Genomic DNA, 14,993 nt, shown 5'->3' on the forward strand with positions numbered 1-14,993 from the left:
TCTGGCTTTGAAAACTGTCGGAGGCTGTGTCTAGAGTCTTGGGTATGGACAAGGCGCCGGAGGTGATGACCGAGGACGAGCTGGTGCGCGCTCTCGACCAGGCCGACGCCGATCTCGCCCGCCGGCACACGGACCGGCTGGAGCTGATCGCGGCGCTGGACAAGACCGGGTATGCCGAGCGTGTCGGCGCCCGTGACACGGTCCAGTTCCTCGAGTACCGCTACCGCCTCGACCACTACCGGGCCCGTCGTGACGTGGAGCTGGCTTTGGCGTTGCCGAAGTACCCGGTGGTGTCCGCGCAACTGGCCGAGGTCGCACTGCGCCCCGCCCAGGCCGAGGCGATCGTGCTGGAACTGGAGAAGACCCCGTCGACGGTGCCGGTGGCCGACCTGGAGGTCGCCGAACGTGAACTGTCCCGCCTCACCCACCTGCCGCCGACGCAGCTGCGCAAGGCCGCCATCCAGGGCCGTGACATCCTCGACACCGACGGCCCCGAACCCGACGAACACAAGGCCTACGCCCGCGAGTCGCTCTCCTTGAGCTCGGTCGAGCGCGGTGTGAAGTTCAAGGGCTACCTGGCCAACGAGAACGCCGAACTCCTCCGCACCCTGATCACCACCGGCGCCCGCCCCCACAAGACTGTCGACGGCGCCCCCGACCCCCGCCCCCGCGCCAAACGCCAGGCCGACGCCCTCACCACCGCCCTCACCCTGGCCGCGGTCGCCCTCGACACCGGCACCCCGTCCCCCACCCTCCCCCGCCCCACCACCCCGGCCACCACGGCGAGCACGGCGGCGGGTACGGCAGCAGGTACGGCGACAGGCACGGCGACAGGTAGGGAGGCGGGTGCGGCGGCTGGTACTGCGGCAGGTACTGATGCGGCTGGAGCAGCTGGCGCGACCTCGACGGCCAGTCACGCACCGGGCAGCGGCGCCGCGCCGCGAGAGCCGGACCGTGCCGCGGCAGCTCGCTCAGCTGCTCAGGGCAGCGGGGCCTGCGGGGAGGTCGTACCCGGGTTCGGCGCGAAGGCGAACATCACCGTCACCATCGACCTCGACGACCTCAAAACAGCTAGCGCCGACGCGATCGGGCAGACCGTCTACAGCAACGGCCTGTCCGCGGCCGCCATCCGCCGGCTGGCGTGCGATGCGAACGTGATCCCGATCGTGCTCGGCTCGAACTCCGAACCCTTGGATGTCGGCCGCTGCGAGCGCCTCGTCACCAAACCCATCCGCCGCGCCCTGAACACCCGCGACCGCGGCTGCGTCGTCTGCGGAGCCCCACCCGTCATGTGCGACGCCCACCACCTCACCCACTGGATCGACGGCGGCGTCACCGCGGTCTGGAACCTGGCCCTGCTCTGCCGACGCCACCACACCGACGTCCACAACGGCCACTGGCACCTCACCATCACCAACGACACCGTCCACGTCACCCGCCCAACCTGGGCCGACCCACCACCCCGCCCAGCACCACCCCCCGAGATCGCATCACGCCTCCCGTCGCCACGCCCCGACCACCCGGACGTCGGCCGAACCCCCACGCCCGACGTACCCCCCGACGATCCACCCCACCGCCGCACCCCCGCACGCCGACCAGTCCCCACCCCGCCAACCGACACCCAGGACGACCAGGCATTGCGCGCCGCCACCTACCTCGCAATCTGGGGCGAACCCCTCCCCTCCGACCCCCACCCCGAGCCCTCCGCCCAAGACCCGACCCCCACCAACCCCTGGACCGAAGCCACCGCCACAGTCTGATCCACCCCCCGTCGCCGCCTTCATCGGGCGCGCGGCAGCCGTCACCGGCCAGACGTGATCCCCGCGGCAGGTGCTGCCTGGAGGTGAGCCGTGCGGCGAGTGCTGCCTGGAGGTGACCCGCGCGGCGAGTGCTGCCTGGACGTGACCCGCGCGGCGAGTGCTGCCTGGACGTGACCCGCGCGGCGAGTGCTGCCTGGACGTGACCCGCGCGGCGGTGCCGCCGGGCGGACGTCGTCCGAGCCGGCCTTGCTTGGACCAGGCTCCTCCGCGGGGCGACGACACCCACCTCCCCAGCGCGATGTGCTGACCAGGTTCCGTTCGCGCTGATCGCCGTGGCGCAGGTTGTCATCCGATGCATGTGAGCTGTCGAGCGCAGAGTCCGTCCACACCCTCGAACCACCTCGCCGAACGCGATGCCGCTCAGCACCTCGTACTCCACCCGCACTCGCTGCAGCAAACCCTCGACGACCCGACAACACTGCCTGCTCCGCCCCACGACGCGCCCTGCGCCCTGCGTCCCGCGTCCCGCGCCCTGCGTCCCGCGTCCTGCGCTCGCCTATCGCCCTCGCCTACCGCCCTCGCGTCCTGCGCACCGCGTACCGTGTACCGTGTACCGCGTGCCGTGTACCGCGCGTCCTGCGTCCCGCGCCGGAATACCGGGCCTGCGTCCTGCGCCGCGCTCGATTATGGCGCCCCGCGTCCTGCGCCCCGGGTGCCACGGCCGTGCGTGCGTGCCTTGCGTACCGCGCCCCGCGCTCGCGTCTTGCGTACCGGTCTGCGCCCCGCGCGCGCGTGCGACGCGCGCGTCCTGCGCCCCTCGCGCGTAGTCGGCCTGCGTCCTGCGCTCCGCGCTCACGTACCCGGTCCGCGGCCCGGGCCCTCGTTCGGCGCTCGCGTCCACAGGTGTACGGCCGGCCGGGCGGGGCAGGCCGTAGTGGTCGCGCAGTGTCGTGCCGGTGTACTCCGTCCGGAAGAGGCCGTGCCTCGCGTAGCAGGCTGATGTCCTGGCCTGCGTACTGCGCTCGGGTCATGTGCCCTGGGCGTGAGTACGGCGCCCCGCGTACCCCAAGCAGCGCGCCCCGTGTACCTCCTCCGTGTAGCGCGCCTCGTGTGGTGCGGTGGCGTGCTGTGGCCGGCGTGCCGCGCCTGCGTCCGGTGTTCTGCGTCGTGCGGCCTTCGGTCCGGTTTTGCGATCCGGGGTTCGGTTCTGCGACCGGGGCCGGTTGTCGGTCCTGCGGCCCTCCGTCCGCTTGGCGGCCCGGTGTCGTGGGGCTGATGGTCCGGTGGGGCGGGGCATGCTCGGGGACGGGGACGGGGACGGGGACGGGGGCTCTCGTGTGGTGGGTATGGGTGGGGTGGGGGTGGGTGTAGCAGGTGGGGAGTGCGCGCGGTGGTGGGTGGCGCACTCCCCGCGTTGGTGGTGGTTAGTTGCGGTGGATGGTGAAGGTTGTGGTGGTGTTTTGGATGTCGGTGGTGTTGTTGGTGAGGGTCAGGTTGTTGAAGGTGACCTCGCCGCGGGCGGGGCCTTGGCCGGGTTCGGGGAGTTCGTTGGCCCAGAGGGCGAAGCCGGACTTGGGGTCGAAGGCGTCGCCGGATTTGTGGGCGCCGGTGATGGTGGTGTTGGTGAAGATCGTGTCGGCGACCGGGAACTGTGGGCTGCCGTTGACGTAGTTCGTCTGGAACATGATTCCGGAGTACGTCGGATCGACGATGTCGAGGTCAGTGACCCGGATGCCCTGGAAGATCTTCGAGGCGGAGAAGACCCATACCGCGGGGAAGGCCTGGTTGCCCCAGAAGTGCCCACCGGAACGGACGATCGACGCGTTCTGGAACTGGGTCGGCGGCGTCGCGCCGAAACCGTTCATCGGGATCCCGAAGTCCAGCGAGCTGATCGTGATCCCCGGGTACGTGAGCATGTCCGCCGCGTACAGGTTCCGGAAAACGTTGTTCGTACCGCCGTACACCGCGAACCCGGCGGCACGCCAGGTGAGCAGCGCGGACAGGTTCTCGAACACGTTGTCCCGCACCTCGCCGCCACCGTTGTCCGTGGCGTTGAACAGCGCGAAGCTGTCGTCACCGGTCGAGCGGGCCTCGTTGTTGCTGACGGTGTTGCCGGCCGACCCGTTCGTCATGTTGATGCCGTCGGCAAACGTGTCCCGGATCCGGGAGTTCTTGATCGTCGACGTGTCGGTGTTCGAACCCCAGTACAGGCAGACCATGTGTTCGACCCAGATGTTGTCGATGGTCATGTTCGCGGTACCGGAGAAGTCGAACACCTTCCCGGGCCCGTCGATGCGGGATGTGTAGTTGCCGAAGTACGCGAACCCGCTGAACGTCGACCCGTTCGCTGACGCCTCGGACCGGAAGCCGATGTCGGTGTTCTCCTGCGTGTCCGGCGCGTGGAACCGGGTGAACCACGGCCCGGCCCCGACCACCTTGACCGCCTTGCCGTACACCTGGAACTTCGACGACGTCTGGTAGTCGCCCGGCGGCAGGTACACGCCCTGCAGCGAGCTGTCCTGCCGTACCTGGTCGAGCGCGTTCTGCACGTCCTGTTGGGTGAACCCGGCCGGCGTCACGAACCCGGCACCGGGGTTGCCCAGAGCAACGACCGCCTCGGTGTCGACGAAGTCGATCGAGTACGTCGTACCGTTCGACGGATCCTTCTGCAGCCGGATCTTCGTCCCGGCCGGGTAGGTCTGGTCGAGCATCAGGTTGGCTTCGTCGTAGATGTGCCGCGCCGGTCCCGATCCGGGCGAGTTGTTCGGCGAGGCCTCGGCGCCGTACAACCACGCGTACTTCGATGTCAGCGGCAACGTCTTCGCGAAGGTCCCGTTGACATAGACGCTCAGGGTCGACGACTGTCCGCCGCCGCCCGCGGAGTCCGGGATCGAGAAGCGGGTGACGAGGCTGTTCGTCGCGGCCCGTGTGGTGAACTCGACGTACGCGCCGTTGCTGTTCAGTGTCACCGCGCGCCGTCCGGACGCTTCGCCGGCCAGGTCCCCGATCGTCCGGTTCGGCCCGATCACGGTCGCGCCGCCACCGACCGCGGCGTCCTCGGCCTCGAGGTGGTCGTACGGCATGTTCGCGCCGCGCCCGACGAAGAACGGCCGCTCACTCGTGTTGTTGGTCCGTTTCACCGGCAGCTCGTTCGCGTCGTCCGCCAGTACGACGCGCACCGTGTACCGGCCGTTCACCGCCGTCCAGTTGCCCAGAGCAACGGCTGGAGTGATGGCACCGGCCGCGAGCGATCCGCTGTACGAACCGGTCAACGTCGTCACCACCGACGAGCCGTTCAGCACCGTGAGCGTGATCCCGTGCGCGCCGGATGCCGACGCGATGCTGCCCTGGTTCTTCAAGGAAAGCGAGAAAGAGACGGAGTTCCCGGCGGACGGATTGCCCGGCGTCCAGTTGACTGCGGCGGCGACCAGGTCCGAGCTGGCGACCGGCGTCACCACCAGCGGGCCCGAAGCGTTGGCCGTGTTGTTTCCGTCGTTCTGCTCGATAACGGTGTTGTCCTCGTCGACCTTCGCGCTCAGCGCGTACGAGCCTGCATCCCGGGTCCCGATCGAGGCACTGACGGTCGTCGACGCGCCGGCCGCGAGGGCGCCGACGGCCGCCGTACCGACCTTGGTGGTACCAAGGTAGAAATTCACAGCGGTCGCGCCTGAGCCAGCGGTACCGCCGTTGTTGACCGTCGCCCGGACCGTGATCGAATCGGTTTCCACCGGCGAGGTCGGCGCCCAGGAAACTCCGGAAAGCGTCAGATCCGGATTCGGCGCCGGTACGCCGAGCACCTGCAGTTCGGCCACCTGCCCAGCCGGTGCGCCCGTGTTCCCAGTGAAGTTCAGTCGTACGTCGGCAACCCGCGCACTGACCGGGATCGTCACCGAGTTGCCGGTCGCCGGGTCGAACGAGTAGTTGGCTGATCCAACGATCGTGGTGAAGGCCGACGAGCTCTGTTCCCGCCCGAGGATCGAGAACGTCTGCGTCCGCGCACCCCAGACCGGATCCGGGTTCAGCCGCACCACGACCGAACTCAGGTCAGCGTTCGCGCCGAGCTGGGTCGTCAACGTGGCCGGGTTGGCGTTTCCTTCCCAGTACGTCGTCACATCGTCGTCGTTAGCGTTCTGCGGAACGTACGTGAACGTGTACCCGGACGCCGTGATCGGCTTGTGCAGCGCGAGGTTGCTGCCCGGTCCACCGCTGCCGTTCCGCGTCACAGTGTTGCTGTTCGGCGATTGGTTGCCCGCGGCATCCTTGGCGCGGACGTAGTACGACACCGACACGTTCGCCGGTTGGTTGTCCGTGTACGTCAGCCCGGTCACGCTGGTCCGCAGCTGACCGTTCGCGTAGACGTCGTACCCGGTGACGCCGACATTGTCGGTCGACGCGTTCCAGGTGAGCTTGATCTGCCCGGCGCCGGGTTCGGTGAAGGCCAGGCCGCCCGGGGCGGTGGGAGCCTGGGTGTCACCGGTCGCCGGTCCGTAGACCTCCAGTTCGGACAGTTGTCCCGCGGGCCAGCCGGTGTTCGCGGTGATCCGGACACGGACGTACCGCGTGGTCGCCGTACCGTAGTCGACGGTCACGGTGTTGCTCGGCGGGCTGAACGTACGAGCCGCCGACGCGGACAGGTCCGTGAAGTTCTGGCCGTCGGTGCTGCCCTGGACGGCGAGCGTCTCGTCGCGGGCACCCCAGCCGGCGGTCGGCAGTTTGAGGACGACCTGGTTGGTCGCGACCGTCGACCCGAGATCGACCTGCACCCACTGCGGGAACGCGTTGTTGGCGCTCTCCCAGTAGCTGCTCTGGTTGCCGTCGGTCACGTTCGACGCGACGTAGTTCTGCGTGACGCTGCTGGCCGAGGCGGGCTTGCCGGCCGCGAGGTTGACGGCTCCGGCGGCCTGGGCGGGGGACACGAGTGGTGCGGCCGCGAGACTCGCGGCCAGCAAGGCGGTCAGCAACCGCCAGCTGGGTATGCGCATGGGACCTCTCCTGGTGGGCGGGACAGGGAAGAGTTGAAAACTTTCGCCGAATTGCTAACTTCTTGCGCAGCGCGTGGCTTATTGTTACGGCACCGCTACGCAGGCGTCAACGGCTCGGAACAACGAAAGGGCCGGCTCGCACGCTGCGAGCCGGCCCTGAGAAGTACGACGTCAGTGCTTGGCGACGCCCTCCGCGCCCGCGCCGGTGAACGCCCGGACGGTCAGTTCGCTGTACCGCGACTCGCTCGACTTGTCCTTGCCGAGGTACGTCCCGAGAACGCCGAACAGGAAGCCGAGCGGGATCGACACGATGCCCGGGTTCGACAGCGGGAACCAGTGGAAGTCCGCGCCGGTGATCATCGACTTCTCACCGTTGCCCGACACGACCGGCGAGAAGATCACCAGCACGACGGCCGAGATCAGGCCGCCGTAGATGCTCCACACCGCGCCCGAGGTGTTGAACCGCTTCCAGAACAGGTTGAACAACAGTGCCGGCAGGTTCGCCGAGGCCGCGACCGCGAACGCCAGCGCGACCAGGAACGCGATGTTCAGCTTCTGCGCCGGGATCGCCAGCGCGATCGCCACCGCACCGATCCCGATCGCCGCGAACCGCGCCACCCGCAGCTCCTGCTTCTCGGTCGGCTTCTCCTTGGAGATGACGTTCGCGTACAGGTCGTGGGCGAACGACGACGCCGAGGTCAGCGTGAGGCCCGCGACCACCGCGAGGATCGTCGCGAACGCGACCGCCGCGATCAGCGCCAGCAGGATCGCCCCGCCGAGCGACCCGGCGCCGCCGCCGACGGACTCGGCCAGCAGCGGCGAGGCCACGTTGCCCTTGGCCTCGGCCACAGCCGAACCCTTGCCGGTGTTGAGCAGCGCCGCCGCACCGAACCCGAGCGCCAGCGTCATCAGGTAGAACACACCGATCAGGCCGATCGCCCATTGCACCGAGCGCCGCGCGGAGCGGGAGTCCGGCACCGTGTAGAAGCGGATCAGGATGTGCGGGAGTCCCGCCGTACCGAGGACCAGCGCCAGGCCGAGGGACAGGAAGTCGATCTGCCCGGTCAGGTCCTTGCCGTACAGCAGACCCGGCTGCAGGAACGACTCGCCCTTGCCGGACTTCGCCGCGGCCGAGCCGAGCAGGTCGGACAGGTTGAAGTGGAACTTCAGCAGTACCAGGAACGTGATCACGACGGTGCCGGCCATCAGCAGCACGGCCTTCACGATCTGCACCCAGGTGGTGCCCTTCATGCCGCCGATCGTCACGTAGATGATCATCAGCGCGCCGACCAGGATGATCACGGCCGCCTTCAGGCCCTCGCTCTTCACGCCGAGCAGCAGCCCGACCAGCGAGCCGGCGCCGACCATCTGCGCCAGCAGGTAGAAGATCGACACGACGATCGTGGAGGTCGCGGCCGCGGTGCGGACCGGCCGCTGCTTCATCCGGAACGCGAGCTGGTCGGCCATCGTGAAGCGTCCCGAGTTCCGCAGCAGCTCGGCGACCAGCAGCAGTGCGACCAGCCACGCGACGAGGAAGCCGATCGAGTACAGGAAGCCGTCGTACCCGTAGAGGGCGATCTGGCCGGAGATGCCGAGGAACGACGCCGCGGACATGTAGTCGCCCGCGACGGCGAGGCCGTTCTGCGCGCCGCTGAACGAGCGGCCGCCGGCGTAGTAGTCGGCCGCGGTCTTGTTCTGCCGGGACGCCCACCAGGTGATGTAGAGCGTCACGGCAACGACCGCGGTGAACAGGGAGATGGTCAGCGCCCGGTTGCCCGGTTCGGCAGCCAGTGGGACGAGCAGGGGATTCACCGGCGACGCTCCCTCTTGTACTTGGCGTTCAGGCCGTGCGCCAACGGGTCGAGCCTGCGATTGGCGAACCGGCCGTACAGCGCCGCGATCACGAACGTCGACACGAACTGCAGCAGGCCGAAGACCAGCGCCACGTTGATGTGGCTGCCGCCGATCTTGTGGCTCATGAAGCCGCGCGCCCAGTTGTTGCAGGCGACGTACGCCAGGTACCACGCCATGAAGGCGATCGTCCACGGTACGACGAAGTTCTTGTAGCGCCGTTTCAGCTCTTTGAAGTCGGCCGCGTCGTGCACCGCCTCGTACGCGCGGGCGTCACGCTCGCGCACCATCTCCTCGTCCATGAGTTCCCCTTTGAACGGACTCGAACCAGGTGCACGTTAGCCCCAAGTTGCTCATTTGTGACCCACCGCAACCAAAAAGTTCTACAGATGCGGCGCGACCGGGCCGTCGACGGTTCGGCGGTAGTTCGCGAACTCGCTCGGGTGGGCGCGGAAACAGTCCGTCAGGTACGGCATCCGCAGCGGCTCCGGCGGGCGGGCGGTGTGTTCGTAGATCAGGTCGATCTGCTCCAGGACCTGGTCGCGCCGGGACTCCTTGAGGACGGCGACCCGCGAGTGCGACTGCGCCAGCTGCCGCAGGCCGCCGCGGTCCAGGTCGTGCCAGTGCCGGAACCGCGCCTGCTCGATCATCGTGAACAGGTTCGACTGCTCCAGAATCGGCAGCGGCTCGAACCTGTCGCCGCCCCCCCTGTGCTCGCCGAGATGGGCATCCCCCTGCACCACCTGCCAGATCCGCCGCACCCACGGCACCACCGTGTCGGCGTTGTTCCAGAGCAGGCCGAGTACGCCGTTCGGCCGCAGCACCCGGGCGATCTCCGGCAGCGCGCGGGCGTGGTCGAACCAGTGGAACGCCTGTCCTACGATCACCGCGTCCACCGACGCGTGCGCCAGCGGGATCGACTCGGCCGCACCGACCATCGTGTCGAGCCCGGTCCGCCGGCGGCAGACCTCGAGCATCTCCGGCGACGGGTCGACCGCGATCACGTGGTGACCGAGCCCGGCGGCGACCGCGGCCAGCTTGCCGGTCCCGGCGCCGAGGTCGAGCACCTGCAGCCCGCGTCCCGGGCCGAGGATCCAGCCGAGCGCCTCGGCCGGGAACGTCGGCCGGCCCGCGTCGTACGCGGCCGCGACGGCGCCGAAGGACTTCGCGCGCGCGGCGTCGACTGGTGCGGCGGCGGGGTCCCCGGCCGGATCGTTGGTGGTCATCACGGCAATTCTGCCGTAGCTCTCGGCCTCAGGCCTGCTACTCGCCGAGTTTCTTCTGCTCGATGTGTGCGTTCAGCGTGGCCAGCTCCGGGTGCTCGTCCAGGATCTTGACCAGTTCGGCGCAGTTCAGGTGGCTGGCGTCGAAGTCCTCGAAGAGGGCGTCGAGCAACTTCCAGTCGTCCGGGGTGTCCAGCGTGAGCCGGTACTGCGATCCGTCTTCGGACCACGGCAGGTTCAAGAGCCGCATCTGGCCGGAGCGGTTCTGGTGCAGGTACGACGTGACGTGTTCGCGGTCCGCCTTCAGCGTGGCGTTCTGCTCCGCGTCGTACAGCCGGGCCGCGGAGAAGATCTCGAAGTCCATGCCGCGCGGGTAGGTGCGTTCGAGGCAGTTCGAGAGGTACAGGTCCGGGTCGTTCTCGGCCCGCCACCGATCGACGCCCGCGGCAACGATCTCGGGATCGATCAGCGGGCAGTCCGACGTGACCCGGACGATCCCGTCCAGGTGGTGCTCGCGGGCGGCGCCGGCGAACCGACTGAGTACGTCGTCCTCGCTGCCGCGGAACACCGGGAAGCCGTCCTCGTCGCAGAGCTGCACGACGAGGTCGTCGTTGAAGTTCGTCGTGGTCGCGACGATCACCGGCAGGCCGGTGCGGCTGAGCCGGTCGAGGTGGTGTTCCAGGTAGGAACGGCCGGCCACGGTCAGCAGTACCTTGGCCGGCAGCCGCGTACTCGTCACGCGGACCTGCGTGACGATGCCAATCTTCAGCTGTTCCATCGGAACATCTCCCGAATCTCTGCCGGTCCGGCGACGTGGTCGACGCCCAGTTCGGTGTCGGTGAACGCCGCCGCGACCTCGGCCGGGACGTACGGCTGGTCCAGCTCCGGCCACAGCCGCTTGATCCGCGCCTGACCGCCGAACGACGGGTGCTCGTTCTCCAGCACCATGGGATCACCGTAGACCCCCGGCTGCAGCCCGAGCGAAGCGCCGTACAGAACGGCCGAACTGAGCCGGTTGGAGGCGACCCGCTGGTGACGGCGGAGTTCCTTCAGTTGTTTGACCAGGAACTTCGCGTCGGTACGGCGCCAGTGCAGGCCGCGGTAGCCGTGCGTGATGACCCGGAACCCGGCGTCCTTGTAGACGTTGCGGATCGCCGGCTTCTCGTACTCGTTCCAGTACAGGCACACGGTCACCGGGCCGGTCTCGTGCTCGTTGATCGAGGCAACGATCCGGCCGTGGTCGCCGAGTACGTGCTGGCCTTCCCAGCCGTGGAACGGGTAGAAGATGGTGCCTGCGGCCCGCTTGTCCTTGGTGGCGAGCTCGGGGTGCGTCTTGAGCAGATAGAGCCAGACGGAGCCGATCACCGAGTAGTTGCGCAGGCCGAGCGCGTGGCCGCGACGGCGGACGCTGTCGGACCAGACGAACTTCGGTACGCCGGGGGCGAAGCTCGTGCCGTACGCGAACCCGTCGAGGATGTTCCAGCCGTGCTGCAGGTACCCCCAGATCCGCGGCGGTTTCGCGAGCCCGGCGTACGTCGCCATGATGTTGGCGTGCCCGTAGAAGTGGTTGGCGTGATGCATCAGCGCCGTACCTTCTTCAGCACCCGCTTGAGCCGGCGGCGGATCACCCGGGCCGGATTCAGGACGGCGTGACCGATGCGGTACGGGCGCGAACGGCGGATGCCGCTGACCGTCCCTTCGAACAGGATCGCGCGGGCGCTCGCATCCGCCAACTCGTCGGCCAGGCGCGCCACCGTCCGCAGTTGCTCGGCGCTGCCGCGCGGCCGGACGACCTCGTCCGGGGAGAACTCCTGCTCCGGGACCGTGATCCCCGTCATCGAGGCGAGCCTCGCCGTCAACTGATGCGGATCCGCCGCCGCCGGCCAAGGTTGCCGAGAGCCACTTTCCAGCACCCGCGTCGCGAACCGCCTCAGGTGCGCCACAACATCCAGCTCCTGGGCCTCCCCGAACAGCCGGTACGACGCCCCGCCAACGCCTGTCAGCGGGCGCTCGAGGATCACGTTGTCCGGCGACCCCGAGCCGCCGGCACCCAACCAAGCCACATACGAAGGAATGACCTTGCGCAACTCCGCTTGGTCATCACATCGCAGGGCCATCATCAGGTGCTCCTCAAGCAAGACACCTTCGCCTTCGGGTACGACGCCCGCCGGAAGTACCGCCGGCGCCTCAACACCCACCACGACGTACCAAGCCGGCGCCAACTCGAACGCAACCCCCGCTTCCGCGGCGTCCAGCACCACCCGGTACGGATCCATCAACACCGGTCCATCGTTGCGCGAGGCAACAGCCCGCGCCGCAACCACCGCCGCGAGCCCGTCCACCTCCGTCAACGCGACGTCGGCCTGCACCAGCGAGGGAAACACCGCGTACGTCCGCGACACCTGCAGACCGGCACCCGCGACAGCCGCCATCACCCGCTTGTACCCAGCAGGCGCCCGGTCGCCGACGTCCCGCCCCCAGTCCTCGTCCCTTGGAAGCGCCGCCCCGATCTCCGGCTGCACCAACCGCTCGAACCCGAACGCGTTCGCCGCCCCCAACAGCACCTTCCCCTCAGGACCGAGCAAACCAACGAGCCGATCCAAGGCGTCGGTCCAGCTGAACCCGGCCGTGTCCGGCCCAACGAGTCGCTCCAGGCCGTCCAACGCCACGATCACGTCGTACTGGGTATCTTCGGCGAACCGGTCCAGCGAACCGCAGTACGCCTCGCCCTTCGTCTCCCCGATCAGCTCCGCCAGCTCCTCGGCATCCGGAGCCGAGCGGACCAGCAAGTCCACAGACGTCACCTGGGACGCGACGGCTCCGACGAGTTCGGCGGCGTGCGGGCCGGCGACCAGGACTGTGTGGTCAGGCTTCAGGGTGGCGGTCAGGAGCGCTGCGGCTGCGGGGCCGGCTGCTGCGGGGCGGGCGTCGCCGGGGTGCAGGTCGGACCAGTTGAGCATCTCGCCGCCGACCAGGTTCGATCGGGTCACATCGATCACGCTATCCAACCAAACTGAGCAGGGTCTCGATCACCCGGTCGACGTCGGGGTCGGTGAGGTCCGGGTAGAGGGGGAGGGAGAGTTCTTCGGCGTAGAAGCGTTCGGCGTTCGGGCACAGGCCGCGTCGATAGCCCTGGCGGGCGAAGACCGGATGCCAGTACACGGGGATGTAGTTGACCTGTACGCCGATCCCCGCCGCGCGCATCCGTTCGAAGATCTCGCGTCGGCGTCCGCCGAGGACGCGGAGCGGGTACAGGTGCCACATCGGGTCGACCCCCGCGCGCCGGCCCGGCGTACGGAGGCCGTCCACGCCGGCGAAGGCCGCGTTGTAGCGGGCGGTGATCTCGGTACGACGGCGTTTGAACTCGTCGAGGCGGCGCAGTTGGGACAGGCCGAGGGCTGCGCCGAGATCGGTCAGGCGGTAGTTCACGCCGTACTCGTGGACCTCCTGGTGCCACGGGCCTTCGTCGGTGAGCTCGAAGCGGGACGGGTCGCGGACCAGGCCGATGAAGTGGAACTCGTGGGCTCGTTGGGCGAGTACGGGGTCCTTGCAGACGACCGCACCGCCTTCGCCGGTGGTCAGGTTCTTCGTGGGGAAGAAGGACATGGTGGTGACGTCGGCCAGGTCTCCGACGGGGCGGCCGTTTGCTGAGCCGCCGACCGAGTGGGCTGCGTCGGCGAGGGTTTTTGCGCCTACCTGGTCCGCGAGTGACTGCAGGGCGGGGTAGTCGGCGGATTGGCCGGCGTAGTCGACTGCGCTGATGACCCTGGACTGTTTTGTTAGAGCGGTTTCCACGGCTACTGGGTCCAGTAGGCCGGTTTCGTAGTCGACGTCGGCGAAGATGACTCGCGCGCCTAGCATGGCGGCGCAGGAGGCGGTGGCTACGAAGGTCATGGGGGTGGTGATGACCTCGTCGCCGGGGCCGACGCCGAGGGCGGCGTACGCGATGTGCAGCGCGGCCGTTCCCGACGTACAACTCACTGCTCGATGCCCGCCGGCCAGCGCCGAGATCGCTTCTTCGAAGGCCGTGACCGTCGGCCCGGTCGTCAACCAGTCGCCGCGCAGTACGGCGGTGACGGCCTCGATGTCCGCCGCGGAGATCGACTGACGCCCGTACGGCAGCACGGCTAGTAGTCCGTTTCGAGGACTTTGCGGATCTCCTCGATCGAGTACCACTGGTCGTTGGTGTCGGAGGCGTAGTGGAAGCCGTCCGCGACCGGGATACCGCCGGCCGGCGGTTGGTAGCCCCAGCTGGCGAGGTCGGGCTGGAGGACGTACCGGTTGCCGAGGGAGACCGCACGGCGGCCTTCCTCCGGGCTGATCATCTCCTCGTGCAGCTTCTCGCCCGGGCGCAGGCCGACGTCGTGCATGGCCGCCCCGGGCGCGATCGCCGCGGCCAGATCGGTGACCTTCATCGACGGGATCCGCGGTACGTACAGCTCGCCGCCGCTCATCAGGTCGAACGAGTCGACGACGAACTCGACCGCCTGCGGCAGCGTGATCAGGAACCGGGTGCAGCGCAGGTCGGTGATCGGCAGCGACTGCCCGGCCGCGTGCAGCGCGCGGAACTTCGGGATGATCGAGCCGCGGCTGCCCATCACGTTGCCGTACCGGACGACGCTGAAGCGGGTGTCGTACGCCGCCGCGTAGTGGTTGCCGTTGATGAACAGCTTGTCAGCGGTCAGCTTGGTCGCGCCGTACAGGTTGATCGGGCTGGACGCTTTGTCCGTCGACAGCGCGACGACCCGCTGCACGCCGCAGTCGATCGCCGCCTCGATCACGTTCTGCGAACCGATCACATTGGTCTGCACGAACTCCCACGGGTTGTACTCACCGCTGTCGACCTGCTTCAGCGCAGCGGCATGCACGACGTAGTCGACGCGGTGCATCGCCCGCAGCAGCCGAGCGCGGTCGCGGACGTCACCGAGGAAGAACCGCAGCCGCGGGTCGTCGCCGAACGACTGCCGGACCTCCCACTGCTTCAGCTCGTCCCGGCTGAACACGATGATCCGCCGCGGGTTCAGGTGCTCGAGTGCGTGCCGAACGAACGTCCGGCCGAACGACCCGGTACCGCCGGTGACCAGGATGTCGGAGCCGGTGAGGATTGACACGCGAGCGGGACCCTTCTGACGGACAGTTCCGAACTGCGCACACGCGGTGCGGACCTCGAAACAATA

At 68.6% G+C, this 14,993-nt stretch carries 10 protein-coding genes; 1 reads left to right on the top strand and 9 read right to left on the bottom strand.

Going from position 1 to position 14,993, the window contains the following annotated elements; all coding sequences use genetic code 11:
* Positions 1 to 44: 44 nt before the first annotated feature.
* Positions 45 to 1,760: a DUF222 domain-containing protein gene (locus tag ACFYRU_RS13445; protein WP_387657209.1), complete on the top strand. Its 1,716-nt coding sequence runs from the start codon at positions 45 to 47 to the stop codon at positions 1,758 to 1,760.
* A gap of 1,424 nt (positions 1,761 to 3,184) precedes the next feature.
* Here ACFYRU_RS13445 and ACFYRU_RS13450 read toward each other — a convergent pair.
* The 9 genes from ACFYRU_RS13450 to pseB all read right to left on the bottom strand — a co-directional run bounded on the left by ACFYRU_RS13450 (position 3,185) and on the right by pseB (position 14,927).
* A complete protein-coding gene (locus ACFYRU_RS13450) occupies positions 3,185 to 6,742 on the bottom strand; it encodes a discoidin domain-containing protein (protein ID WP_387657212.1) in 3,558 nt (1,185 codons plus the stop codon).
* 171 nt (positions 6,743 to 6,913) lie between these two features.
* A complete protein-coding gene (locus ACFYRU_RS13455; protein ID WP_387657214.1) occupies positions 6,914 to 8,554 on the bottom strand; it encodes a cation acetate symporter in 1,641 nt (546 codons plus the stop codon).
* A complete protein-coding gene (locus tag ACFYRU_RS13460) occupies positions 8,551 to 8,895 on the bottom strand; it encodes a DUF485 domain-containing protein (protein ID WP_387657216.1) in 345 nt (114 codons plus the stop codon). Before ACFYRU_RS13460 ends, ACFYRU_RS13455 begins: the two co-directional genes overlap by 4 nt.
* 81 nt (positions 8,896 to 8,976) lie before the next feature.
* Positions 8,977 to 9,819 carry a class I SAM-dependent methyltransferase gene (locus ACFYRU_RS13465; RefSeq protein ID WP_387657219.1) on the bottom strand — a complete coding sequence of 281 codons (843 nt, stop codon included), beginning with the start codon at positions 9,817 to 9,819 and terminating at the stop codon, positions 8,977 to 8,979.
* 37 nt (positions 9,820 to 9,856) lie between these two features.
* Positions 9,857 to 10,594 (bottom strand): cytidylyltransferase domain-containing protein, encoded by a 738-nt coding sequence (locus tag ACFYRU_RS13470; protein ID WP_387657222.1) that lies wholly within the window; start codon positions 10,592 to 10,594, stop codon positions 9,857 to 9,859.
* Positions 10,582 to 11,397 carry a hypothetical protein gene (locus ACFYRU_RS13475; protein WP_387657225.1) on the bottom strand — a complete coding sequence of 272 codons (816 nt, stop codon included), beginning with the start codon at positions 11,395 to 11,397 and terminating at the stop codon, positions 10,582 to 10,584. Before ACFYRU_RS13475 ends, ACFYRU_RS13470 begins: the two co-directional genes overlap by 13 nt.
* Positions 11,397 to 12,806, bottom strand: coding sequence for a hypothetical protein (locus ACFYRU_RS13480; RefSeq protein WP_387657228.1), 1,410 nt, complete (start codon positions 12,804 to 12,806; stop codon positions 11,397 to 11,399). The genes ACFYRU_RS13475 and ACFYRU_RS13480 overlap by 1 nt, the downstream gene beginning before the upstream one ends.
* A 10-nt stretch (positions 12,807 to 12,816) precedes the next feature.
* Complete coding sequence (locus ACFYRU_RS13485; protein ID WP_387657231.1) at positions 12,817 to 13,941, bottom strand: DegT/DnrJ/EryC1/StrS family aminotransferase; 1,125 nt, start codon at positions 13,939 to 13,941, stop codon at positions 12,817 to 12,819.
* Positions 13,942 to 13,943: 2 nt separating this feature from the next.
* Entirely contained in the window at positions 13,944 to 14,927 is a 984-nt protein-coding gene (gene pseB, locus ACFYRU_RS13490) for a UDP-N-acetylglucosamine 4,6-dehydratase (inverting) (protein WP_387657234.1), read from the bottom strand.
* Positions 14,928 to 14,993: the final 66 nt, after the last annotated feature.

The sequence above is a fragment of the Kribbella sp. NPDC004536 genome (genome assembly GCF_042873835.1).
Classification (GTDB): Bacteria; Actinomycetota; Actinomycetes; order Propionibacteriales; family Kribbellaceae; genus Kribbella.

Excerpts from the sequence above, each read along its gene's own strand:
- ACFYRU_RS13445 (WP_387657209.1), top strand. The coding sequence starts at position 45 with ATGGACAAGGCGCCGGAGGTGATGACCGAGGACGAGCTGGTGCGCGCT.
- ACFYRU_RS13450 (WP_387657212.1), bottom strand. The coding sequence starts at position 6,742 with ATGCGCATACCCAGCTGGCGGTTGCTGACCGCCTTGCTGGCCGCGAGT.
- ACFYRU_RS13460 (WP_387657216.1), bottom strand. The coding sequence starts at position 8,895 with ATGGACGAGGAGATGGTGCGCGAGCGTGACGCCCGCGCGTACGAGGCG.
- ACFYRU_RS13465 (WP_387657219.1), bottom strand. The coding sequence starts at position 9,819 with ATGACCACCAACGATCCGGCCGGGGACCCCGCCGCCGCACCAGTCGAC.
- ACFYRU_RS13470 (WP_387657222.1), bottom strand. The coding sequence starts at position 10,594 with ATGGAACAGCTGAAGATTGGCATCGTCACGCAGGTCCGCGTGACGAGT.
- ACFYRU_RS13475 (WP_387657225.1), bottom strand. The coding sequence starts at position 11,397 with ATGCATCACGCCAACCACTTCTACGGGCACGCCAACATCATGGCGACG.